We start from the raw sequence: 21429 nt of genomic DNA, 5'->3' as shown, positions 1-21429 counted from the left end.
AGCTCTCGCTTACTCGTACGAGAAGATGCTGCCGAGCTTGTCCATGCGCTCGAGCGCCATGCCCGAGCCGCGCACGACGCACGTCAGCGGGTCTTCGGCGACGAGCACCGGCAAGCCGGTTTCTTCGGCGAGCAGACGATCCAGGTCGCGCAGCAGTGCGCCGCCGCCCGTCAACATCATGCCGCGCTCGGCGATGTCCGCGCCGAGTTCCGGCGGCGTCTGTTCGAGTGCGATCTTCACCGACGACACGATCTGGTTCAGCGGATCGGTGAGGGCTTCGAGGATTTCGTTGCTGGAGATCGTGAAGCTGCGCGGAATGCCTTCCGACAGGTTGCGGCCCTTCACTTCCATTTCCTTGACTTCCGAGCCCGGGAACGCGGAGCCGATTTCCTTCTTGATCGCTTCAGCGGTTTGTTCGCCGATCAGCATGCCGTAGTTACGGCGGATGTAGTTGACGATGGCTTCGTCGAACTTGTCGCCGCCGACGCGCACCGAGCCTTTGTACACGATGCCGCCGAGCGAGATCACGCCGACTTCCGTGGTGCCGCCGCCGATGTCGACCACCATCGAGCCGGTGGCTTCCGACACCGGCAGGCCGGCGCCGATTGCGGCGGCCATGGGTTCTTCGATGAGGTAAACCTGCGAGGCGCCTGCGCCGTGAGCCGCTTCCTTGATGGCGCGGCGTTCCACCTGGGTGGAGCCGCACGGCACGCAGATGATGATGCGCGGCGACGGCGAGAACATGCGCGATTCGTGAGCTGTCTTGATGAACTGCTTGATCATCTGCTCAGTGACGGTGAAGTCGGCGATCACGCCGTCTTTCATCGGGCGGATGGCCTCGATGTTACCGGGCACCTTGCCAAGCATCTGCTTGGCTTCCTTGCCGACTGCCTGGATGGTCTTCTTGCCGTTGGGACCGCCTTCCTGGCGGATCGACACCACTGACGGTTCGTCGAGAACGATACCTTTGCCACGCATGTAGATGAGCGTGTTGGCGGTTCCGAGGTCAATCGCCAGATCGTTGGAGAAGTAGCTGCGCAAAAAACCGAACATTCAAAATCCTGTCTCGCTTGGGGCCTGGCCTCGCATCGCACCGAATGCGCAGGGCGGCAGCGGAAAAAATAACAGCTTCAACCGGGCGGATGCTGCGCCACAGAGGCTTGAAGCTGCGAGGGAATCTACCGGAGGCCGGAACATGGTCAGGCATCTATCTCTGGATCATTTGCTGCAAATGACCAGAAAGCCCTTGGTAAGTCGGTCCGGGTTTGGGTCGAACGCGTAATGATACCTTATAATTTTGAATGATTTGAAGGAAACGGATGGCACTTTTTGCCTCCGCTGGCCCCTTTTTCGAGGGGCTCCTCCAGTGTCGTAACCCGCTGTCACAGCATTGTTTTTCCCACCCTGTGACGGTCCACCACATTTTCCGGTGACTGCATGGCTCTGACCCTGACCGATGTTAAGCGCATCGCGCATCTTGCGCGGCTCGAACTGGCCGACGCCGAAGCTGAGCATACGCTCGCCCAGCTCAATGATTTTTTCGGCCTTGTCGAGCAGATGCAGGCCGTCGACACCAAGGGCATTGAACCGCTCGCCCATCCGATCGAGCAGATCGAAGATGTTGCACTGCGTCTGCGCGAAGACGCCGTGACGGAAATCGTGCAGCGCGACGAATTCCAGCGCCCTGCGCCTGCCGTGCAGGACGGGCTGTACCTGGTGCCGAAGGTCATTGAATAAGAATATGGATCCGGCGCGCAGTGCCCAGGGGGCTGCGCGTCCCGTTCTTCAGGAAAAACGCAATGCATGAAAAAAGCTTGACCGAACTGCGTGCCGCCCTCGCTGCGAAGGAATGCTCCGCAGTCGAACTGGCGCAGCTCTATCTGAAGCGGATCGACGCAGCCAAAAGCCTGAACGCCTTCGTGCAGGTCGACGCCGATCTGACGCTCGAGCAGGCCAAAGCCGCCGACGCGTTGCTTCACACCGGCCACGCCGGTCCGCTGGTCGGCCTGCCGATCGCCCACAAGGACGTGTTCGTGACGCGTGGCTGGCGCGCCACCGCCGGCTCGAAGATGCTCGCCAATTACACGAGCCCGTTCGACGCAACGGTGGTCGAGCGTCTGAAGCGCGCCGGCATGGTGTGCGTCGGCAAGACCAACATGGACGAGTTCGCGATGGGCTCGTCCAATGAGAACTCGTACTTCGGCCCGGTGCAGAACCCGTGGGACACGAAGGCCGTGCCCGGCGGTTCGTCGGGCGGTTCCGCCGCGGCCGTGGCCGCGCGTCTCGCGCCCGCTGCAACCGGTACGGATACCGGCGGCTCGATCCGCCAGCCGGCCTCGTTCTCGGGCATTACGGGCATCAAGCCCACGTATGGCCGCGTGTCGCGCTACGGCATGATCGCGTTCGCCTCGTCGCTCGATCAGGGCGGCCCGATGGCGCAGAGCGCCTCGGACTGCGCGCTGCTGCTCAACGCCATGCACGGTTTCGACGAGCGCGATTCGACCAGCCTCGTGCGCGACGACGAAGACTACACGCGCTATCTCGGCCAGAGCTGGTCCGCCGACGGCGCGGCGGCCAGGCCGCTCGCCGGCCTGCGCATCGGCCTGCCGAAGGAATACTTCGGCGCAGGCCTCGCCGACGACGTGCGCGCCGCCATCGATGCTGCACTGAAGCAATACGAAGCCCTCGGCGCTACGCTGGTCGAGGTCATGCTGCCGAAAACCGAGCTGTCGATCCCCGTGTACTACGTGATCGCCCCGGCGGAAGCCTCGTCGAACCTGTCGCGTTTCGACGGCGTGCGCTACGGCCACCGTGCCGCCGAGTACCGCGATCTGCTCGACATGTACAAGAAGTCGCGCGCCGAAGGCTTCGGCCCGGAAGTGAAGCGCCGCATTCTGGTGGGCGCCTACGTGCTGTCGCACGGCTACTACGACGCGTACTACCTGCAGGCGCAGAAGATTCGCCGCATCATCGCGAACGACTTCCAGCAGGCGTTCAAGCAGTGCGACGTGATCATGGGGCCGGTGGCGCCGTCGGTGGCGTGGGACCTGGGGGCGAAGGGCGACGATCCGGTGCAGATGTATCTCGCCGATATCTACACGCTGTCGGTGAGCCTCGCCGGCTTGCCCGGCATGAGCGTGCCGTGCGGCTTCGGCGCGGGCGCGAATGCGCAGCGTCCGGTCGGTCTGCAGATCATCGGCAACTATTTCAACGAAGCTCGCATGCTGCAGGTTGCGGATGCGTTCCAGCGCGCAACCGGCTGGCATCGCCAGGCACCGGCAGGAGTGTGAACACATGACCAAACAATGGGAAGTCGTGATCGGTCTCGAGACGCACACGCAACTGTCGACCGTCTCGAAGATTTTCTCGGGCGCCGCCACGCAGTTCGGTGCCGAACCCAACACGCAAGCCTGCCCCGTGGACCTCGCTTTGCCGGGCTCGCTGCCGGTGATGAACCGCGGCGCCGTGCAGCGCGCGATTGAATTCGGCCTTGCCATCGGTGCGACTATCGCGCCACGCAGCATCTTCGCCCGCAAGAATTATTTCTACCCCGATCTGCCGAAGGGCTATCAGATCAGCCAGTACGAAATTCCGGTGGTGCAAGGCGGCACGGTCACGATCCAGGTGCCGGCCAACGAGAAAGCCGGCAAGGAAGCGTACGTCAAGACCATCAACCTGACGCGCGCTCACCTTGAAGAAGACGCCGGCAAGTCGCTGCACGAAGACTTCGCGGGCATGACGGGCATCGACCTGAACCGCGCCGGCACGCCGCTGCTCGAAATCGTCACCGAGCCGGAAATGCGCAGCGCCGCCGAAGCGGTGGCCTATGCGAAGACGCTGCATACGCTCGTCACGTGGCTTGGCATCTGCGACGGCAACATGCAGGAAGGCTCGTTCCGCTGCGATGCGAACGTGTCGGTGCGGCCGGTTGGGCAAGCGGAGTTTGGCACGCGTGCCGAGATCAAGAACCTGAACTCGTTCCGCTTCCTCGAAGAGGCGATCCAGTACGAAGTGCGCCGTCAGATCGAACTGATCGAAGACGGCGGCACGGTGGTGCAGGAAACGCGTCTCTACGATCCGGACAAGCGCGAGACGCGTTCCATGCGCAGCAAGGAAGACGCGCACGATTACCGCTATTTCCCGGACCCGGATCTGATGCCGCTGGTGATCGAGCGGGAATGGGTCGAGCGCGTGAAGGCCGAAATGCCCGAACTGCCCGTCGCGATCCAGCAGCGCCTCGTGGACCAGTACGGCCTCACGCCTTATGACGCGGTCGTGCTGACCTCGAGCAAGGCGATGGCCGCGTACTACGAAGCGCTGGTGGCGAAGCTCGGCGCGGCGCAGGCGAAGGTCGCGGCGAACTGGATGATGGGCGAAGTGTCGTCGCTGTTGAACCGCGAAGGTCTCGACATCGCCGACAGCCCGGTCTCCGCAACGCAGTTGGCGCTGCTGCTGCAACGCATCGCGGACGGCACGATTTCGAACAAGATCGCGAAGGAAATCTTCGTGGCGATCTGGGACGAAAAGGCCACCGACGAAGCCGCGGCCGACCGTATCATCGAAGCGAAGGGGCTCAAGCAGATCTCCGACACGGGCGAGCTGGAAGCGATCATCGACGAGGTGCTTGCGGCCAACCAGAAGTCGGTCGAGGAATTCCGCGCCGGCAAGGAAAAGGCGTTTAACGCGCTGATCGGCCAGGCGATGAAGGCCACCAAGGGCAAAGCGAATCCGCAGCAGGTCAACGAACTGCTGAAGAAAAAGCTGTCCTGAACGAAGTGATGGAGTGGCCGTTGCGCGTGCATGTATAAGCGCGCGGCTTCGGTACTAACGGGCTGTTGCCGGACGAAAGTAGGGCAGCGGCCCGTTTCGTTTTGCTGCAGCGCGCTTGTAGCAGACGTGGCGAACATGGGAGCCAACGTATGGCAAAAAAGCCGGAACTCGACGATTTCCGCGTGCCGTATTTCGACGACGGCAAGAAGATCGCAAAATTCGCGCTCGCCGATTTCGACCCGGCCGCGAAGCCGTTTTCAACAGGCACGAAGGACGGCGATCGCGACCGTCTGGCGGCAATCGGTGCTGAGCTGGACGCGTTGCAGGAGCGCCTGCATGCCCAGCGTTTACAGCGCGTGCTGCTGGTGCTGCAGGGCATGGATACGAGCGGCAAGGACGGTACGGTGCGCGCGGTGTTCCACGACGTCGATCCGCTCGGCTTGCGCATTGTGCCGTTCAAGGCGCCGACGCCTGTCGAACAGGCGCACGACTTCCTGTGGCGCGTGCATTCGCAGGTGCCGGCGGCCGGCGAACTGACGGTGTTCAACCGCAGTCAGTATGAGGACGTGCTGGTGCCGGTCGTGCTGGGTCAACTGGACAAGGCTACCTGCGAGCAGCGTTACCGGCAGATTCGCGATTTCGAAGCGATGCTGGCGGAGAACGGCACGACCATCATCAAATGCATGCTGCACATTTCGAAGGATGCGCAGCGTGCGCGTCTGCAGGCTCGCATTGACGATCCCACCAAGCACTGGAAGTTCGACGTCTCGGATCTGGAGGCGCGCAAACAGTGGGATCAGTATCAGACGGCGTATCACGACGCGCTGGCGGCGACCTCGACGCCCTACGCGCCGTGGTACATCATCCCGGCCGACTCGAAGACCCATCGCAACGTGATGGTCGCCGAGTTGCTGCTGCGCAGCTTCGAAGGCCTGAAGCTCGAGTATCCGCCGGCGAAGGAATCGCTCAAGGGCGTGAAAGTCGAATGACGTGAGCCATGGTTTCCGCTCCGGATGGAGTCGAACCCTGAGCCATGAACCCCCAACGGATCAACAATAAAGGAACGACATGTTGCGTGTGATTACCGCCAACCTGAACGGCATCCGCTCTGCGGCCAAGAAGGGCTTTTTCGAATGGTTCGGCGAACAGAAAGCGGACATTCTCTGCGTGCAGGAAATCAAATGCTCGCAGGACGACATGACCCCCGAGTTTCTCGCCCCGCACAACTTCACCGGCTACTTTCAGCATGCGGTGAAGAAGGGCTATAGCGGCGCGGGGGTGTATACGCGTCATGAGCCGGACGAGGTGGTGATCGGCTTCGGCAGCGAAGAGTTCGATCCCGAAGGACGCTATGTCGAACTGCGTTTCGGCAAGCTCTCGGTGGTGTCGGTGTATGTGCCGTCCGGTTCGAGCGGCGAAGACCGTCAGCAGGCCAAGTTCCGCTTCATGGACGAGTTCATGCCGCATCTCGCCGAACTGAGCCAGGAACGCGAAGTGATCGTGTGCGGCGACGTCAACATCGTCCACAAGGAAATCGACATCAAGAACTGGAAGAGCAACCAGAAAAATTCAGGTTGCCTGCCGGAAGAGCGCGCGTGGCTGACCAGGCTGTTCGACGAAGTGGGGTACGTCGACGTGTTCCGTACGCTCGATCAACGGCCCGAGCAGTACACGTGGTGGAGCAATCGCGGTCAGGCGTATGCGAAGAACGTCGGGTGGCGGATCGATTATCAGATCGCCACGGCAGGTATTGCCGGCAAGGCGAAGCGCACCGACGTGTTCCGCGACATCAAGTTCAGCGACCACGCGCCGTTGACCGTCGACTACGACCACAAGGTCAAGAAGTAAGCGGGCGTCAGGTGCCCCGCTTGCGCGGGGTGCTTCAGCGCTTCAGTCGCCGCGAACCGGAACGCGCCGCGGGCGGCCGATGCCCGCATAGTCGGGCAGCTCGTCGACGGTCTTGCCGATAGCTTTCGCGTACAGCTGCAGCATGTCCGGCAGCCGTTTCACGATGTCCTGACGGCGTGCGGCCGTGTACGGATGGCCGTAGATGTAGTCCTGATTGCGATTGCTGTGCGTCGCCGCCGCCAGCTTGTCCCACAGCGTGATCGCGGCGCGCGGATCGTAACCTGCGCGTGAGGCGATGTCGCTGCCGATCACGTCGGCTTCAGTTTCGTCGGTGGGCGTGTACTTCATCTCGAGCAGTTGCGAGCCGATGCCGAGCACCGTCGCGCCCAGATCGGCCAGCCCGAATAACTGCGGAATCGTGCCGGACGAATCGAGTTGCGCCGCCTGCTGTTCGCCGAGACGCTCGCGGGCGTGCTCGCGCAGCGCATGGGCGATCTCGTGGCCGAGCAGCATGGCCAGTTCGTTGTCGTTCAGACGCACGCGATCGAGGATGCCGCTGTAGATCACGATCTTGCCGCCCGGCAGACAGTACATGCGGATATCCGGCGAACGGATCACCGCGATGGTCCACTTCCAGTTCTTCGCCCGTTCGTTCCACTTCAGCGAATAGGGAATCAGCTTGTCGACGATCGAGCGCGCGCGGATCACCCGTGCGTCGCTGGCGGGGTAGAGGCGGTCGGCGTGCTGGGCGCCGTAGACGATCTGTTCGAATTCGTCGGCGGCCTGCGCTTCCAGTGCCGGTGAGGGAATCAGATTGCGGAACACCGCATAGCTGCCGAAATGCAGTTGCTGAGGGGGCGGCGAGTAGGGCGGCGGCACGGACGGCGCTGCGGCCTGGTTGGCGGTGTGTGGCGGCTGTCCGGTGGTCGCGGATGGACTCTGCGGTGCGGTCGGGCTGGAGGGGGCGACGGGCGTGCTGCCGGCGCTGGCTCCGCTCGCTGCACTCGCAGAGCCTGATGTCGCGGCAGAGGGGCTTTCGGCAGGCGCTGCAGCCGGCGCCGCGGCCGGTGCCGACTTCGCGGCCGGCGCGCTCGCCGGCGTGGCCGCGCTGCTCGCCTGCGCGGCAGGCATTGCGCTCGCGTAGGCGCTCCATGGCGCCGCAAGCACACTGCCCGCGCAGAGCAACGCGAGCGCCGCACGCAGTGCGCGACGCGCGGCGGCCGCGATCCCGTGGGGCGGTTTCGCAGCGGCCTTGTGCCGTGCCGCAGGCCCGCTCACGACCGCAGCCTCCACGGCGCGATGCGCAGCAACAGCAGCATGCCGGGCAGCGCCAGTGCGGTACAGGCGAGGAAGTAGTCGAACCAGCCGATCTGCGCGACCACGTAGCCGCTTGCCGCAGAGGCCAGCGTGCGCGGCACCGAAGCAAGACTCGTGAAGAGCGCGAACTGGGTGGCGGTGTAGCGCGGATCGGTGGTACTGGCGATGTACGCGGTGAATGCCGCCATCGTCAGGCCGGTCGCAAAGGTTTCGAGGCCGTAGACGAGCGCAAGCGCCACCGAGCGTGGATCAAGCTGCACCGTCCAATCGATGCCGAACACGGACAGCAGCCGCGTCACGGCGTGGCTCGCGAACACGGCGAAATCGTAGATGGCCGTGAGTCCCGGCGACGCCGGTCCGAGATGCGCAAGCCAGGCAAAGCCGAGCGTCGACACCATCTGCAGCACGCCGAACACCCACAGCCCGCGGCCGATGCCGATGCGCATCATCCAGAGTCCGCCGACGATGCCCCCCGCGAGGCTCGCGCCGAACGCGGTGGTCTTGGCGATCACGCCGATCTGCGTGCGCGAGTAGCCGATGTCCAGAAAGAACGACGTCGACAGGTTGGTCGCCATCGTGTCGCCGAGCTTGTACAGGAAGATAAAGCCGAGCACGAACAGTGCGCCGCGCCAGCCGTCGCGCAGGATGAATTCGCGGAACGGTTCGACGATCGCTTCACGCAGGTTGCGCGGCGGCGCGCCGTGCACCTTCGGTTCGCGCACCACGAGCGTCATGATCATGCCCGGCACCATGAACGCGGCCGTCACCATGAAGACGGTGGTCCACGGCAAATGGTCGGACAGAATCAGTGCGAGCGAGCCCGGCACCAGCGCCGCAATCTTGTAAGCGTTGACATGCACCGCGTTGCCGAGACCCTGCTCGGTATCGGTGAGCAACTCGCGCCGGTAGGCATCAATGGAAATGTCCTGGCTGGCGCCGAAAAACGCCACCAGCGCGGTGAGCGCCGCGACCGTCCAGATCGAATCGCGCGGCGACACGAAACCGAGCGCGGCGATCGCGCCGGCCACCAGGACTTGCGTGACCAGCATCCAGCCGCGCCGGCGTCCCGGCCGCCAGCCCGGCAGGCGCGGCACGTAGCGGTCCATCAGCGGCGCCCAGACGAATTTCCACGTATAGGGAAACTGGATCAGCGCAAACAGGCCGATTTCCTTCAGATTGACGCCTTCGGACCGCAGCCATGCCTGCACCAGATAGACGAGCGTGAAGAGCGGCAATCCCGACGTAAAGCCGAGAAAGACGCAGATCAGCATGTGCGTGTTGAGAAACGCGCGCCAGCCGGTGTGTTCGACGTGAGCGGTAAGTGCGGGCGCCTCGTGCGGCGGGTTCGACATTTGGGTGAGTGGCGTTAGCTTTTCTTGACGCGATAGACCGCAAGACTACCACGCCAGTTCACCCCCCACCGCACCGCCTGGCCGCCATGCAGCACGACCCGGTCGAGAATCTCGATGCCCACCTCCGGCGCCAGCGCCTCGAAATCCTTGATGGTCAGCACCCGCACGTTCGGCGTGTTGTGCCACTGATACGGCAGCGATTTCGACACCGGCATGCGGCCTCGCAAGACCGAAAGCCGGTGGGCCCAGTAGCCGAAGTTCGGGAACGAGACGATGCACTCCTTGCCGACCCGCACCGTCTCGCGCAGGATCGCGGCGGTCTGGTGGATGGTCTGCAGTGTCTGCGAGAGGATGGCGAAGTCGAAACTGCCGTCTTCGAACAGGCGCAGGCCGTCTTCGAGATTCTGCTGGATCACGTTCACGCCGTTCTTCGTGGCGGCCAGCACTCCGGCGTCGTTGATCTCGATGCCGTAGCCCGACACTTCGAGCTCCTCGGTCAGCGTCGAGAGCAGCGAGCCGTCGCCGCAGCCCAGATCGAGCACCGTCGCGCGCGGTTCGACCCAGCGGGCGATGGCGCGGAAGTCGGGGCGCAGCGCAAGATAATCGAGAGCGCGCTGGTTCATGCGTTCACCTCGGTGGCAATACGTTCGTAATAGGCGCGCATCAGGTTGTGATAACGCGCGTCGTCGAGCAGGAAGGCGTCGTGGCCGTGCGGCGCGTCGATTTCCGCGTAGGTCACCGTGCGTTTGTGATCGAGCAGCGCCTTCACCAGTTCGCGCGAGCGTGCTGGCGCAAAACGCCAGTCGGTCGTGAAGCTGGCGATCAGGTATTTGGCCGTGGTGTGGGCGACGGCTTTCGTCAGGTCGCCGTCGAAGGCCTTGGCCGGATCGAAATAGTCGAGCGCGCGCGTGATCAGCAGATAGGTGTTGGCGTCGAAGTAATCGGCGAACTTGTCGCCCTGATAGCGCAGATACGATTCCACTTCGAATTCGACGTCGAAGTTGAAGTTGTAGGCATCGACGGCGCCTTCCGCGCGACGCAGCGAGCGGCCGAATTTCTCCGCCATGTCGTCGTCCGACAGATACGTGATGTGGCCGATCATGCGCGCCACGCGCAGCCCGCGCTTCGGCTTTACGCCATGCGCGTAGTAGTTGCCGCCGTGGAAGTCGGGATCGGAGAGGATCGCCGAGCGCGCCACCTCGTTGAACGCGATGTTCTGCGCGGACAGCTTCGGCGTGGATGCCACCACGATGCAATGGCCGACGCGCTCCGGATACATCATGCTCCACGCGAGCGCCTGCATGCCGCCGAGGCTGCCGCCCATCACCGCGGCGAAACGCTCGATGCCGAACGCGTCGGCGACGCGCGTCTGCGCGTTCACCCAGTCTTCCACGGTGACGACCGGGAAGCTCGCGCCGTACGGAACGCCCGTGGCGGGATTGAGGCTCATCGGACCGGTCGAGCCGAAACACGAACCGAGGTTGTTCACGCCAATGACGAAGAACCTGTTCGTGTCGAGCGGCTTGCCCGGGCCCACCATGTTGTCCCACCAGCCGACATTCTTCGGGTCGTCCGCATAGACGCCCGCCACATGGTGCGAGGCGTTCAGCGCGTGACAGACCAGCACGGCATTGCTGCGCGCAGCGTTGAGCGTGCCGTAGGTTTCCACCATCAGGTCGAAACCGGCCAACGAGCTGCCGTTCTGCATGAGCAGCGGCTCGGAGAAATGCATTTTCTGGGGAGCGACGATACCGATTGAATCCATTCATTCCGCCTTCAACAGGGACGGCTAAATGGTGTCGGCAAGGCACGGAAAAGGACGATGTGCGCGGCTGACGACCTCTTTAGCCGCATTTATAGTGAACCGCCGGATGGAATTCCGGCAGGTTCGCGCGCCCGCAATCGAGTCAGCAAATCGGCGCGTCTACGACCGTTGGTGACAACAGTCAGGCGCAAAGTATAGCGGAAAATTCGGCGTGGCAACGCCGGGCGCGCCGGGGCGCGGCCCGGTGCGTGAACCGCCGCTGCGCACGCCGTGTGCGAACGCAAGGGCGTCCCGCTCAGCGCTTACCTTGGTATTCGGAGTTTCGACACGACGTGCCGCCACCTGCGCGATGCGTACGACTGCCTTGGACTACTGAAGAATCAGTCTTAACTGAGCGTCGGCATGTTCGGCCGGATTGCGGGCAAAGCCGCTGCGCACATAGCGGTGCCAGCGCCCGACGATATAGCTGAGCAGCAGGTTAGCCCGCACGGCGGGGTCGTAGTCGGCCGGCAGCGGCACGGTTGCCGGATTGTGCGCGTGTGCCTCGCTCTGCACATTGGCGTCCATCAGGGCGAGCCGCAGGCATTGCTTGAGCGACGCTTCGACCCGTTCGAGCATCTGGTTGACGCGCTCGGTTAGCCGTTCATGCTCGCCCACCAGCGCCTCGCAGGTCAGCACGCGCGTCATGCCGGGATTTTTCGCGGAAAAGTTGAGCAGCATCAAGGCGATGGTTCGTGCCTGCAGCACGCCATTGGGCTCTTTCGTTGCGATCTGGTTGATCAGCCCGAAGATGGATTGCTCGATGAATTCGATCAGGGCTTCGAACATTTGCGCCTTGCTGGCGAAATGCCGGTACAGCGCGGCTTCCGAGACGCCGAGCCGCGCGGCGAGCGCCGCGGTGGTGATCTTCTCGTTCTTCGGCGCCTCCAGCATGGTGGCGAGAGTCTGGAGGATGTGCACGCGGCGTTCGCCCGGTTTCAGGCGGGCCGCGCGGGTACTGCCCGTGGCTGGCGGTTCTTCGGTTACGGCTTCGTCATGCTTGTGAATCGGTTGCATGTCTGTCGTCCCTTCAGTCGCACTGAGCGGGTGCCCAATCGGAGTGATTTTAACGAACGGATGCGCTTGTCGACATAGTGCGGCCGGCCCGTGCCCGGCAAGCGGCCCGGAATGCCGCCGGCGCCCGTGTGGCCCGGCAGATGACCGACGATCCACACGGTGCGGATGCCGAGCCTGCGGTAGTTCTTCAGATGCGAGCGCGTGTCTTCGACCAGGATGGCGTCCGCCAGCGGCACGTGGGCGTCGCGCATTGCCCGGCGCAGCATGCCGGCGTCGGGCTTGGCGCGCCAGCCGCGCCGGTCGCGCATGTGTTCGATGGCGATCACGCGCTCGAACAGCCGCTCGACGCGCAGTTCGGCCAGCACCGCCCGCGCGTATTGTTCCGGGGCGTTGGTCAGCACGATCTTGCGGCCGGGCAGGGCGGCGACCAGGCGGGCGAGGCCGCGTTCGCTGTGTACCATCGACGGCAGGTCGGCGAAGGTGTGCACGACCTTCAGGAAGTCATGCGGGTCGATCGGGGTGTGACGGGCGAGACCGAGCAGCGTCGCGCCGTAGCGTTCGGTGTAGCCGACGCGCATGCGGTTGGCTTCGTCGCGGTCCACCTGCAGGGTGTCGATGATGTACTGCGTCATCGCCCGGTTGATCTGCGGAAAGATCGAGTGCGATGCGTGGTGCAGCGTGTTGTCGAGATCGAACAGCCACACCGGACTGCCGCCTGCGATGTGGGGCCGGCGGCGTTTAGCGTGGCTCGAGGGGAAGGTGCGCATGATGACGGGAAACCGGACCGGGTTCGTGCCGCCGCGGTTTGCAATGAACGAGCGGTGGCCTGCGGTCCATCATGCGTGCGGCGGGAGAAAAAGGGAAGGGCAGGGCGCCACGGCGGATGCGGGGCCTGGCGCCTGATGTCGAGACTGCTGCGGTGAGGTCAAGCGAAGCGCCAGGCGGTAGCCTGCCAGGCGAAACAGGCAGCTCATCCACGGGACGCGCTGCCTGGCCAAACATGCTTAGTGCGAGCGGATCATCGTGCCGAACGGCTGTTCGGTCAGGATTTCCAGCAGTACCGAGTGTTCGATACGGCCGTCGATGATGTGCACCGAGCGCACGCCGCTCTTCGCCGCGTCAAGCGCGGAGGAGATCTTCGGCAGCATGCCGCCGGAGATGGTGCCGTCGGCGAACAGCGAGTCGATCTCGCGCGCGGACAGGTCGGTCAGCAGATTGCCTTCCTTGTCCATCACGCCGGGGATGTTGGTCATCATGACGAGCTTTTCGGCGTTCAGCACGACCGCCAGCTTGCCCGCGACCAGATCCGCGTTGATGTTGTACGACAGGCCGTCTTCGCCGAAGCCGATCGGCGAGATCACCGGAATGAACGCGTCGTCCTGCAGTGCCTTCACGACCGCCGGGTTGATCGCCTCGACTTCGCCGACCTGGCCGATGTCGACATACTGGCCGGGGTTCTCGCGATCCGGCATCAGCATCTTGCGGGCGTGGATCAGGCCGCCGTCCTTGCCGGTGAGACCCACGGCGTGACCGCCGAAGTGATTGATCAGCGTGACGATGTCCTGCTGGACTTCGCCGCCGAGCACCCATTCGACGACTTCCATCGTCTCTTCGTCCGTGACGCGCATGCCCTGGATGAAGGTGCCCTGCTTGCCGATCTTCTTGAGCGCCTGGTCGATCTGGGGACCGCCGCCGTGCACGATGACCGGATTGATACCGACCAGCTTCAGCAGAATGACGTCGCGCGCGAAGCCTTGCTTCAGACGCTCCTCGGTCATTGCGTTGCCGCCGTATTTGATGACCACGGTCTTGCCGTGATACTGGCGAATATAAGGCAGCGCCTCGGCCAGAATTTCAGCCTTCAGGGTGGGGGCGATCTGCGAAAGGTCGGGAATTTCGGACATGGCGGCAGGGCTCAGGCACGGAACAGTTGAAACACGGCGAATTGTACAGGACTGGCGCGCTGCAACAGGGTTTTCCATATGCGTTCCGGCGACGAGCGCCGTCGCGCTTCCGCACTGCGCAATGGACGTTGCGCGCACGCCACTTTGGAGGCGGTTCCGAGGGCATTTGCGGGGTATTTGCAGGGGTGTGCCGCCGGCGGCGAGACCGCGCTTTCAGGCGGCTCGCCAGACGTGGCATTATTTCCTGACCGGATGTCCGGTAACTCATTCGGGATGTGCCATGAATCCGCCCGTTGACCCGACGCATGCGACGAGCGCGCGCTGCCCGCGCTGCGCCAGCGTGTTCGACTGCGCCATGCACGGGCAGCCGTTCGACTGCTGGTGCAAGGCGATGCCGGCGTTGCCCGCAGACCGGCTGGAGCCGGGCGGCCGCTGCCTGTGCCCGGAGTGCCTTGCGGCTGAGATTGCCCGCGTGCAGGCGGGACGTGTGGTTGGGGGTGAAGCGGGCTGAGGGGCTTAAGGGACGTGAAGGGCCTGAGGGGCACGAGGCCCGGCGCGAGTTTGCCTGCGCTTTGCCTATGCCGGTCGGCGCGTCGCGTGCTTCGTTGCTGGCACTAACGCGGCACCATGTACCGCTCGGCCCTACCAAGGTTGACCGGCGAGCGCCGCCAGATCCCGCGTCACCTCGTCCAGCACCGGCGCCCACTCGCCGAACTGGCGCTGGCGGTACAGCGTCGCGGTGGGATACCACGGGTTGTCGCGCCGTTCCAGCAGCCATGTCCAGTGCGGATTGACGTCGAGCAGCACCCAGGTGCGCTGGCCGATCGCGCCACTCAGGTGGGCGACCGAGGTGCAGACCGTAATCACCAGATCGAGCGCGCTGACGAAGGCCGCGGTGTCGTCGAAACTTTTCAGCTCGGCGGTGTAATCGGCCATCGGCAGGCCGGCTGTTTGCGCGGCGGCCACATCGGCCGTGGCGCCCGGCTGCAGCGAATAGAACGCCGCGCCGCCGATGCCACGAAAGGCCGTTGCAAAGCGCTCCCAGCCCACCGCCCGGAACGGATTGCGCTGGTGATTGAGGCTGCCGGTCCACGCCAGTCCCACCTTGAGCCGCTTTTCGCCGGCGAGGCGCGCCTGCCAGGCGGCGCTGGCGGCGGCATCCGGCTGCAGGTAGGGCACCGTGCCGGGAAGGGTGTCGTCGAGCGTGCCGAGCACGAGCGGCACGCTCATCAGCGGGATCTCGTAGTCGAATGGGGGCAGCGTCTCGACGCCGCCGCCCGCCGAGTAATCGTCCACGTGGCCGCCGAGGCTGCGCGCGAGAAGCGCCCCCATCTGCGGGAACGAGTTCCAGACGACACGGCCCCCTTGCGCATGCACGCGCGCCGCCAGCAGTGGGATGTAGCGGCAGCACTGCAGGAGATCGCCCATGCCTTGTTCGCCCCACACCAGCAGTGTCTTGCCGGCGAGCGGCTCGCCCTGCCATTGCGGCGCCGGCATTGCCGGCCGGTTGCCGCCCAGTTCCTGAGAACCCTGCCAGCGCGCTTCGTGAGCCGGCCAGCCATTGACGTAGTCGCCACGCACGAGCTGCAGCATCGCCAGGTTCGAGCGCATCGTGGGGTCGCCAGGGGCGTGCTCGCAGGCGGCTTGCGTGTGCCCGACGGCCTCGTCCCAGCGTTGCGCTTCCTTGAGCGCCAGCGCATAGTTGTTCAGCGCGAGAGGGCTGTCGGGCGCCAGTTCGACGGCGCGGGCGCCCGCTTCCAGCGCGCGCGGCAAGTCCATCGCGAAGCGGCTCGCCTGGGCGAGATTGGTCCAGGCGTTGCTGTCGAGCGGGTCGGCCTGGAGCGCGCTTTCCAGCAGCGCGACCTGCTCGGTGAGGTCGCCTCCGGCAAGCGAGAGCGCGCCAGCCAGATTGGTGCGCAGTTGCGGCAGTTGTGGATCGAGAGCGAGCGCATGGCGATACGGCGCGAGTGCGTCGCGGTGCCGGTTCGCCAACTGCAGCGCGTAGCCGAGGCGGAAGCTGGCGATGGCTTCATCGGGCCGCAGTTGCGCAATAATGGCGGCGAATGCGACGGCGTCCTCATGCCGGCGTTGCTCAAGCAAACCGCGGGTGATGCGCTCGGTCGCGTCGTGGTCGACGGCTTGCAGGAGCGCCGCGGCTTCGAGCCAGATAGCGCGCGCTTCGGCCCGGCCGTTCCGCTGTGCCAGCGCGGCACGCTGCAGGAAAGTGAGAAACACGGGCCACGCAGGGTGGCCGGAGTCGGAAATCATAGGTGGCATGAATCGGTCCAGGCGCTGTCGCGATTTTTTGTCAAGCGGTCGATGGTACCGTCGAACCCCAATGCAGTGGGTCGGACAACTCCGAACAGGTAAACTGGCGTCATGCATCGTATAACCAACACCGGCCGGGTCAACCTGGGACATCTGTTCTGGCTGCGCAGTCTCGCGATTATCGGCCAACTGGTGACCATCGCGGTCGTGCAGACCTTTGTCGGCGTGCATTTGCCGCTGCCGGCCATGCTGCTCGTCATCGGCCTCGAAACGGTATTCAACGGCCTCACCTGGCTGCGCGTCTCGAAGCAGCGGCCCGAGTCCAATCTCGAATTGTTCGGCCAACTCTGGGTCGATCTCGGCGCGCTGTCGGCACTGCTGTTTCTCTCGGGCGGCACGACCAATCCGTTCGTCTCGCTTTATCTGCCCTCGCTGGCGATCGCCGCCGCCGTGCTGCCGTGGCACCTGATGTTGTGGCTCGCCGGTTTCGCGGTGGCCTGCTATGCCGTGCTCGGGTTCGATTCCGTGCCGCTGAATCTCGACAATCCCGCCAACCTGTTCGACTACTACCGCGCCGGCATGTGGGTGAACTTCACGGTGAGTGTCGGCCTGATTGCATGGTTCGTCGCTCGGATGTCGCGAGCGCTGCGTCAACGTGACGCAGCGCTCGGCGACGCCCAGCAACGCCTGCTGCGCGACGAACGCGCGGTGGCCCTCGGCGTGCAGGCGGCGACGGTCGCCCACGAGATCGGTACGCCGTTGTCGACCATTGCTATGCTGTCCGAAGAGTTGCGCGATGCGGCGCGCAGCGACGCGGGCCTTGCCCCCTATAGCGCCGACCTGGAATTGCTCGAGCAGCAGATGACGCTGTGCACGTCGGCGCTGGCACGCCTACGCTCGCGCGCATCGACGCCCGGGAGCCGGCAGCCGGTCGGCGAATGGCTCGAGTCGTTCGCGCAGCAGTGGCGTTTGCGCCATCCGCACGTCAAATTCGAGCGCCTGGGTACGCCGCCGGCCGGAGTCGACCTTGACGATACGGTCGCGGTCAGCCAGATTCTCACGATCCTGCTGGACAATGCAGCGCGAGCGAGCCGTGATCACGTGACGCTGGCGGCCACGCTGTCGCAGCAGGACGAGCGGATCGAATTTGAAGTTTGCGACGCCGGGCCGGGTATTCCGGCGTCGTTGCGCGGCTCGCTTGGGGCGATGCCGGTCGACAGTACCCAAGGCGGCCATGGCGTGGGCCTGTATCTGGCGTTTTCGGCGGCGGCACGGCTTCGCGGTTCGATCGAGCTGACCGACGTCAAGGGGACCAGACCGCGCGGCACGCGTGCAGTGCTGCGGCTGCCCGTGGCGGGTCGACAATCATCCGGTGTGGGCCCTACAGGCGCCGCGCCATCCAATACGGAGAAACAGGCATGAGCGACATGAATTTTCTGGTGATCGACGACGACGAAGTGTTCTCCGGCATCCTCGCGCGCGGTCTGACGCGGCGCGGTTTTACGGTGGCCGAAGCGCATAACGCCGAGGAAGCGATCAAGCTCGCGAATCAGCAGAAGTTCGGCCAGATCACGGTGGACTTGCACCTGGGCAACGATTCGGGCCTCACGCTGGTGGCGCCGCTGCGCGAACTGCAACCGGACGCGCGGATGCTGGTGCTGACCGGTTATGCGAGTATCGCGACGGCTGTTCAGGCGGTGAAGGACGGCGCCGATAACTATCTGGCCAAGCCGGCCAACGTGGAGACAATTCTCTCGGCACTCCAAAGCGAAGCGAGTGCGCTGCAGGCGGAGGAGGCAATCGAGCATCCCACGCCGCTTTCGGTGGCGCGCCTCGAATGGGAGCACATCCAGCGGGTGCTGGCCGAGCATGGCGGCAATATTTCCGCGACCGCTCGTGCGTTGAACATGCACCGGCGCACGTTGCAACGCAAGCTGGCGAAACGGCCGGTGAAGCAGTAGGCGTTGCCGCGCGAGTAGTCAGTCAGTGCAGCCATGGGCGATGCGTCGCCCATGGTCACACCGCTTCAATGAAAAACGGGCGGCCTCGCGAGAGACCGCCCGTCTTTTATTGCGTTGCGCTTTTGCCGGAGCGGAGGTCCGCCAGGCACATCATGCGCAAAGCGCAAAGCCGTCCTGCAAGCGCTGCGGCGTTACAGCACGTAGCGCGACAGATCTTCGTCATCCGCGACTTCGTTCAGCGCGCGGTCGACATAGGCCGCATCGATCCGCACGTTGGTGCCGGCATGATTGCCGGCCGCAAACGACACTTCTTCGAGCAGCTTTTCGATCACCGTGTACAGCCGGCGTGCACCGATATTCTCGGTCTTCTCGTTCACCGAGAAGGCGATCTCCGCCAGGCGGCGAATGCCGTCTTCGGCGAAGTCGAGATGCACATCTTCCGTGGCGAGCAATGCCTGGTATTGCTTCACGAGGCTCGCGTCGGTGGAGACGAGGATCGATTCGAAGTCGTTCACGGACAGCGAATCCAGCTCGACGCGAATCGGGAAGCGGCCCTGCAGCTCGGGGATCAGATCGCTCGGCTTCGCGAGATGAAACGCCCCGCTGGCGATAAACAGGATGTGATCGGTCTTGACCATCCCGTACTTGGTATTGATCGTCGTGCCTTCGACGAGCGGCAGCAAATCGCGCTGCACTCCCTGACGTGAGACCTCACCGCCGCCGGCTTCGCTGCGCGAGGCGATCTTGTCGATTTCATCGAGAAACACGATGCCGTTCTGCTCGACGTTCTGCACCGCCTTGGTTTTCACTTCCTCGTCGTTGAGCATCTTCGACGCTTCCTCGTCGGTCAGCAGCTTCAACGCTTCCTTCACCTTGAGCTTGCGGCGGGTCTTCTTGCCGCCGCCGAGATTGGCGAACATCGACCGGATCTGCTCGGTCATGTCTTCCATGCCCGGAGGACCCATGATGTCCATGCCCGCTTGCGGCTGCTCGACGTCGAGCTCGATTTCCTTGTCGTCGAGCAGGCCTTCGCGCAGCCGCTTGCGGAAGGTCTGGCGGGTCGTGCTGCCTTCGTCGACGGTGTCGGCGGGGCTCGAGCTGGCGCCGAATCCGACCGGCCGCGCGCTCGGCAGCAGGATCTCGAGAATGCGGTCTTCGGCCTGGTCTTCAGCCTTGGTGCGCACCTTGCGCATTTCCGTTTCGCGGGTCTGCTTCACCGAAATTTCGATCAGGTCGCGCACGATGCTGTCCACGTCGCGGCCCACGTAACCCACTTCGGTGAACTTGGTGGCTTCGATCTTGATGAACGGTGCGTCAGCGAGCTTGGCGAGACGCCGCGCGATTTCCGTCTTGCCGACGCCCGTCGGTCCGATCATCAGAATGTTCTTCGGCGTGATTTCCTGGCGCAGCGGCTCGCCCACCTGCTGACGGCGCCAGCGGTTGCGCAGCGCCACCGCGACCGCTTTCTTCGCGCGGCCTTGGCCGATGATGTGCTTGTCGAGTTCCGAGACGATCTCGGCAGGGGTCATGGTGCTCATCGTGGGTCCTTACTCGATCGTCTCGATAACGCGGTTGTGATTCGTGTAGATGCACATGTCGCCGGCAATCTGCAGCGACTTCTCGACGATCTCGCGCGGCGACAGCTCCGTGTTGTCGGCGAGCGCTTTGGCCGCCGCCTGCGCATACGCGCCGCCCGAGCCGATTGCGCAGATGCCGCCTTCCGGGTCCAGCACGTCGCCGTTGCCGGTGATGACGAGGGTGGTGTGCGCGTCGGCCGCGATCAGCATGGCTTCGAGCCGGCGCAGCATGCGGTCGGTGCGCCAGTCTTTGGCAAGCTCGACGGCCGAGCGGGTCAGGTTGCCCTGGTGTTTTTCAAGTTTGGCTTCGAAGCGGTCGAGCAGCGAAAAGGCGTCGGCTGTGCCGCCGGCGAAGCCGACCAGCACCTGGCCGTTATAGATGCGCCGGACTTTTTTGGCACCGCCCTTCATGACGATGTTGCCCAGCGTGACCTGTCCGTCGCCCCCGAGGGCTACCTTGTCGCCGCGGCGCACGGATACGATCGTCGTGCCGTGAAATTGCTCCATATGCGTTCCTTTTGCAAAACGGGTAGGACGCGGCAGCGCTCGCACGCCATCGCGCCGATGCGCCGGGCGCTACCGCCTGAAGCCGATAGAGCGCACGGCGCGCGACGTCAAGCCAGCAAAGGGCGGCCCGCGCGCTCGTACGACGCATGTCGGGTTTATTTTAGGGCGGGCGCTGTCATATCAAGAGCCAGCCGAACGGCATAGGGCGGAAAAACGCCGGAAAAAAGCGGCAGAGACGGGGTAGGACGCGAGGGGATGGGAGCCGCGGCGACCAAATGACTGGTGCGCGGCGGGCGCGGTGCCCGGAGCGGTAAAAGATGCTGGTGACCGGGGCACAGGCGGGGCGGGTATGCGGCGTAAAGCGGGACGCCGGGCGCCAGCCCCCACTGGCCGCAAAGAAAAAGGCGCACAGCTCACCGTGCGCCTCTCAACGAAGCAGCGTGTCAGGGCGGGCCGTAGGCCGCGCCGCAGGCGTTCAGTCGCCGAACAGCTTCTGGCGCAGTTCGCGGCGTTCCTGCGCTTCGAGCGACAGGGTAGCTGTGGGCCGGGCCAGCATACGCGGAATGCCGATCGGCTCGCCGGTTTCTTCGCACCAGCCGTAGTCGCCCGATTCGATGCGCGCGAGCGATTGCTGCACCTTCTTCAGCAGCTTGCGTTCGCGGTCGCGCGTGCGCAGTTCCAGCGCATGCTCTTCCTCGATCGTCGCGCGATCGGCCGGGTCCGGCACGATCACGGTTTCGCGCAGGTTTTCGGTCGTCTGGCCGGCATTGCGGAGAATCTCCGCCTGCAGCTGTTCAAGCTTGTTCTTGAAGAAAGCGAGCTGATCCTCATTCATGTAATCCTTGTCGCTCATCTTCAGGATTTCGGCTTCGGTCAAGAGTCGTTTCGTCGTCATCTGGCTTGCTTCTTCAATGTGAGGCAAAACTCGTACATGTTGCCCGCACTTTCGTGTTGCCCGCAAAGGCGGTGAAACGCTCAATGAGCGCCGGCGAACACGGACGGTGGGCTGTCGTGACGCCGAAGCGCCGGACGCCTAAGCGCTGGGCGCCCTGGCGTCGATGCGGGGCCGAACTCCTCTGGAAACGATCTTCAAATGCTCCTGAG

Annotated in this window: 20 protein-coding genes; 8 read left to right on the top strand and 12 right to left on the bottom strand. The window is 64.3% G+C overall.

The features are described 5' to 3' along the window. Positions 1-9 precede the first annotated feature (9 nt). Entirely contained in the window at positions 10-1053 is a 1044-nt protein-coding gene (locus P3T42_RS29190; RefSeq protein WP_004189550.1) for a rod shape-determining protein, read from the bottom strand. A 384-nt stretch (positions 1054-1437) separates the two neighbouring features. Between P3T42_RS29190 and gatC the strand changes: the two genes are divergently transcribed. From gatC to P3T42_RS29165, 5 genes are all read left to right on the top strand, one after another. Then, a complete protein-coding gene (gatC, locus tag P3T42_RS29185; protein ID WP_074301099.1) occupies positions 1438-1737 on the top strand; it encodes an Asp-tRNA(Asn)/Glu-tRNA(Gln) amidotransferase subunit GatC in 300 nt (99 codons plus the stop codon). A 62-nt stretch (positions 1738-1799) separates the two neighbouring features. Further along, on the top strand, positions 1800-3290 hold the full coding sequence (gene gatA / locus P3T42_RS29180) for an Asp-tRNA(Asn)/Glu-tRNA(Gln) amidotransferase subunit GatA (RefSeq protein ID WP_429308004.1): 1491 nt from the start codon (positions 1800-1802) through the stop codon (positions 3288-3290). Positions 3291-3294: 4 nt separating this feature from the next. After that, positions 3295-4770, top strand: a complete 1476-nt coding sequence (gene gatB, locus P3T42_RS29175) for an Asp-tRNA(Asn)/Glu-tRNA(Gln) amidotransferase subunit GatB (RefSeq protein ID WP_429308003.1) — start codon at positions 3295-3297, stop codon at positions 4768-4770. 149 nt (positions 4771-4919) lie between these two features. Next, positions 4920-5759, top strand: a complete 840-nt coding sequence (locus P3T42_RS29170) for a PPK2 family polyphosphate kinase (protein WP_074301096.1) — start codon at positions 4920-4922, stop codon at positions 5757-5759. Positions 5760-5838: 79 nt separating this feature from the next. Then, positions 5839-6618 carry an exodeoxyribonuclease III gene (locus P3T42_RS29165; protein ID WP_074301095.1) on the top strand — a complete coding sequence of 260 codons (780 nt, stop codon included), beginning with the start codon at positions 5839-5841 and terminating at the stop codon, positions 6616-6618. Between the two features lie 42 nt (positions 6619-6660). On the opposite strand, the gene P3T42_RS29160 is transcribed toward P3T42_RS29165, so the two are convergent. From P3T42_RS29160 to argB, 7 genes are all read right to left on the bottom strand, one after another. Continuing rightward, positions 6661-7845 carry a M48 family metallopeptidase gene (locus P3T42_RS29160; protein ID WP_429308093.1) on the bottom strand — a complete coding sequence of 395 codons (1185 nt, stop codon included), beginning with the start codon at positions 7843-7845 and terminating at the stop codon, positions 6661-6663. Between the two features lie 47 nt (positions 7846-7892). Beyond that, entirely contained in the window at positions 7893-9287 is a 1395-nt protein-coding gene (locus P3T42_RS29155; RefSeq protein WP_429308002.1) for an AmpG family muropeptide MFS transporter, read from the bottom strand. Positions 9288-9301: 14 nt separating this feature from the next. Then, positions 9302-9910 (bottom strand): methionine biosynthesis protein MetW, encoded by a 609-nt coding sequence (gene metW / locus P3T42_RS29150; protein ID WP_074301093.1) that lies wholly within the window; start codon positions 9908-9910, stop codon positions 9302-9304. After that, on the bottom strand, positions 9907-11052 hold the full coding sequence (gene metX / locus P3T42_RS29145) for a homoserine O-succinyltransferase MetX (protein ID WP_074301092.1): 1146 nt from the start codon (positions 11050-11052) through the stop codon (positions 9907-9909). The genes metW and metX overlap by 4 nt, the downstream gene beginning before the upstream one ends. A 369-nt stretch (positions 11053-11421) precedes the next feature. Further along, positions 11422-12108 (bottom strand): nucleoid occlusion factor SlmA, encoded by a 687-nt coding sequence (gene slmA / locus P3T42_RS29140; RefSeq protein ID WP_074301091.1) that lies wholly within the window; start codon positions 12106-12108, stop codon positions 11422-11424. Beyond that, positions 12075-12875: a pyrimidine 5'-nucleotidase gene (locus P3T42_RS29135; protein ID WP_429308001.1), complete on the bottom strand. Its 801-nt coding sequence runs from the start codon at positions 12873-12875 to the stop codon at positions 12075-12077. The genes slmA and P3T42_RS29135 overlap by 34 nt, the downstream gene beginning before the upstream one ends. Before the next feature lie 237 nt (positions 12876-13112). Beyond that, positions 13113-14012, bottom strand: coding sequence for an acetylglutamate kinase (gene argB, locus P3T42_RS29130; protein WP_074301089.1), 900 nt, complete (start codon positions 14010-14012; stop codon positions 13113-13115). Positions 14013-14292: 280 nt separating this feature from the next. Here argB and P3T42_RS29125 point away from each other — a divergent pair, with 280 nt between their 5' ends. Then, positions 14293-14523, top strand: coding sequence for a cysteine-rich CWC family protein (locus P3T42_RS29125; RefSeq protein ID WP_074301088.1), 231 nt, complete (start codon positions 14293-14295; stop codon positions 14521-14523). Positions 14524-14654: 131 nt separating this feature from the next. Here the strand turns inward: P3T42_RS29125 and P3T42_RS29120 are convergent, their stop codons facing one another. Continuing rightward, on the bottom strand, positions 14655-16289 hold the full coding sequence (locus P3T42_RS29120; RefSeq protein ID WP_429308000.1) for a hypothetical protein: 1635 nt from the start codon (positions 16287-16289) through the stop codon (positions 14655-14657). A 102-nt stretch (positions 16290-16391) separates the two neighbouring features. Between P3T42_RS29120 and P3T42_RS29115 the strand changes: the two genes are divergently transcribed. Next, positions 16392-17702 carry an ATP-binding protein gene (locus tag P3T42_RS29115; RefSeq protein WP_429307999.1) on the top strand — a complete coding sequence of 437 codons (1311 nt, stop codon included), beginning with the start codon at positions 16392-16394 and terminating at the stop codon, positions 17700-17702. Beyond that, positions 17699-18241 (top strand): response regulator transcription factor, encoded by a 543-nt coding sequence (locus tag P3T42_RS29110; RefSeq protein ID WP_074301085.1) that lies wholly within the window; start codon positions 17699-17701, stop codon positions 18239-18241. The genes P3T42_RS29115 and P3T42_RS29110 overlap by 4 nt, the downstream gene beginning before the upstream one ends. 191 nt (positions 18242-18432) lie before the next feature. Here P3T42_RS29110 and hslU read toward each other — a convergent pair whose 3' ends face one another. From hslU to dksA, 3 genes are all read right to left on the bottom strand, one after another. Further along, complete coding sequence (gene hslU, locus P3T42_RS29105; protein ID WP_074301084.1) at positions 18433-19779, bottom strand: ATP-dependent protease ATPase subunit HslU; 1347 nt, start codon at positions 19777-19779, stop codon at positions 18433-18435. 9 nt (positions 19780-19788) lie between these two features. Continuing rightward, the gene (gene hslV, locus P3T42_RS29100; protein WP_074301083.1) at positions 19789-20325 is read right to left on the bottom strand and encodes an ATP-dependent protease subunit HslV; all 537 of its coding nucleotides are present in this window, start codon (positions 20323-20325) and stop codon (positions 19789-19791) included. Positions 20326-20800: 475 nt separating this feature from the next. Continuing rightward, positions 20801-21220, bottom strand: coding sequence for an RNA polymerase-binding protein DksA (gene dksA / locus P3T42_RS29095; RefSeq protein WP_074301082.1), 420 nt, complete (start codon positions 21218-21220; stop codon positions 20801-20803). Positions 21221-21429 lie beyond the last annotated feature (209 nt).

Origin of the sequence: Paraburkholderia sp. GAS38, assembly GCF_050434965.1 — a bacterium.
In the GTDB taxonomy this organism is placed as follows: domain Bacteria; phylum Pseudomonadota; class Gammaproteobacteria; order Burkholderiales; family Burkholderiaceae; genus Paraburkholderia; species Paraburkholderia phenazinium_A.
Note: the sequence above shows the minus strand (reverse complement) of the source record. Positions and strands in the feature narration are given on the sequence as shown.

What these genes read in the sequence shown, in the direction of transcription:
- P3T42_RS29115 (WP_429307999.1), top strand. Translation starts at nt 16,392, where the DNA reads ATGCATCGTATAACCAACACCGGCCGGGTCAACCTGGGACATCTGTTC.
- slmA (WP_074301091.1), bottom strand. Translation starts at nt 12,108, where the DNA reads ATGCAACCGATTCACAAGCATGACGAAGCCGTAACCGAAGAACCGCCA.
- gatC (WP_074301099.1), top strand. Translation starts at nt 1,438, where the DNA reads ATGGCTCTGACCCTGACCGATGTTAAGCGCATCGCGCATCTTGCGCGG.
- P3T42_RS29135 (WP_429308001.1), bottom strand. Translation starts at nt 12,875, where the DNA reads ATGCGCACCTTCCCCTCGAGCCACGCTAAACGCCGCCGGCCCCACATC.
- P3T42_RS29155 (WP_429308002.1), bottom strand. Translation starts at nt 9,287, where the DNA reads ATGTCGAACCCGCCGCACGAGGCGCCCGCACTTACCGCTCACGTCGAA.
- P3T42_RS29120 (WP_429308000.1), bottom strand. Translation starts at nt 16,289, where the DNA reads ATGCCACCTATGATTTCCGACTCCGGCCACCCTGCGTGGCCCGTGTTT.
- argB (WP_074301089.1), bottom strand. Translation starts at nt 14,012, where the DNA reads ATGTCCGAAATTCCCGACCTTTCGCAGATCGCCCCCACCCTGAAGGCT.
- dksA (WP_074301082.1), bottom strand. Translation starts at nt 21,220, where the DNA reads ATGACGACGAAACGACTCTTGACCGAAGCCGAAATCCTGAAGATGAGC.
- gatB (WP_429308003.1), top strand. Translation starts at nt 3,295, where the DNA reads ATGACCAAACAATGGGAAGTCGTGATCGGTCTCGAGACGCACACGCAA.
- hslU (WP_074301084.1), bottom strand. Translation starts at nt 19,779, where the DNA reads ATGAGCACCATGACCCCTGCCGAGATCGTCTCGGAACTCGACAAGCAC.
- metX (WP_074301092.1), bottom strand. Translation starts at nt 11,052, where the DNA reads ATGGATTCAATCGGTATCGTCGCTCCCCAGAAAATGCATTTCTCCGAG.
- P3T42_RS29125 (WP_074301088.1), top strand. Translation starts at nt 14,293, where the DNA reads ATGAATCCGCCCGTTGACCCGACGCATGCGACGAGCGCGCGCTGCCCG.
- gatA (WP_429308004.1), top strand. Translation starts at nt 1,800, where the DNA reads ATGCATGAAAAAAGCTTGACCGAACTGCGTGCCGCCCTCGCTGCGAAG.
- metW (WP_074301093.1), bottom strand. Translation starts at nt 9,910, where the DNA reads ATGAACCAGCGCGCTCTCGATTATCTTGCGCTGCGCCCCGACTTCCGC.
- P3T42_RS29190 (WP_004189550.1), bottom strand. Translation starts at nt 1,053, where the DNA reads ATGTTCGGTTTTTTGCGCAGCTACTTCTCCAACGATCTGGCGATTGAC.
- P3T42_RS29165 (WP_074301095.1), top strand. Translation starts at nt 5,839, where the DNA reads ATGTTGCGTGTGATTACCGCCAACCTGAACGGCATCCGCTCTGCGGCC.
- hslV (WP_074301083.1), bottom strand. Translation starts at nt 20,325, where the DNA reads ATGGAGCAATTTCACGGCACGACGATCGTATCCGTGCGCCGCGGCGAC.
- P3T42_RS29110 (WP_074301085.1), top strand. Translation starts at nt 17,699, where the DNA reads ATGAGCGACATGAATTTTCTGGTGATCGACGACGACGAAGTGTTCTCC.
- P3T42_RS29170 (WP_074301096.1), top strand. Translation starts at nt 4,920, where the DNA reads ATGGCAAAAAAGCCGGAACTCGACGATTTCCGCGTGCCGTATTTCGAC.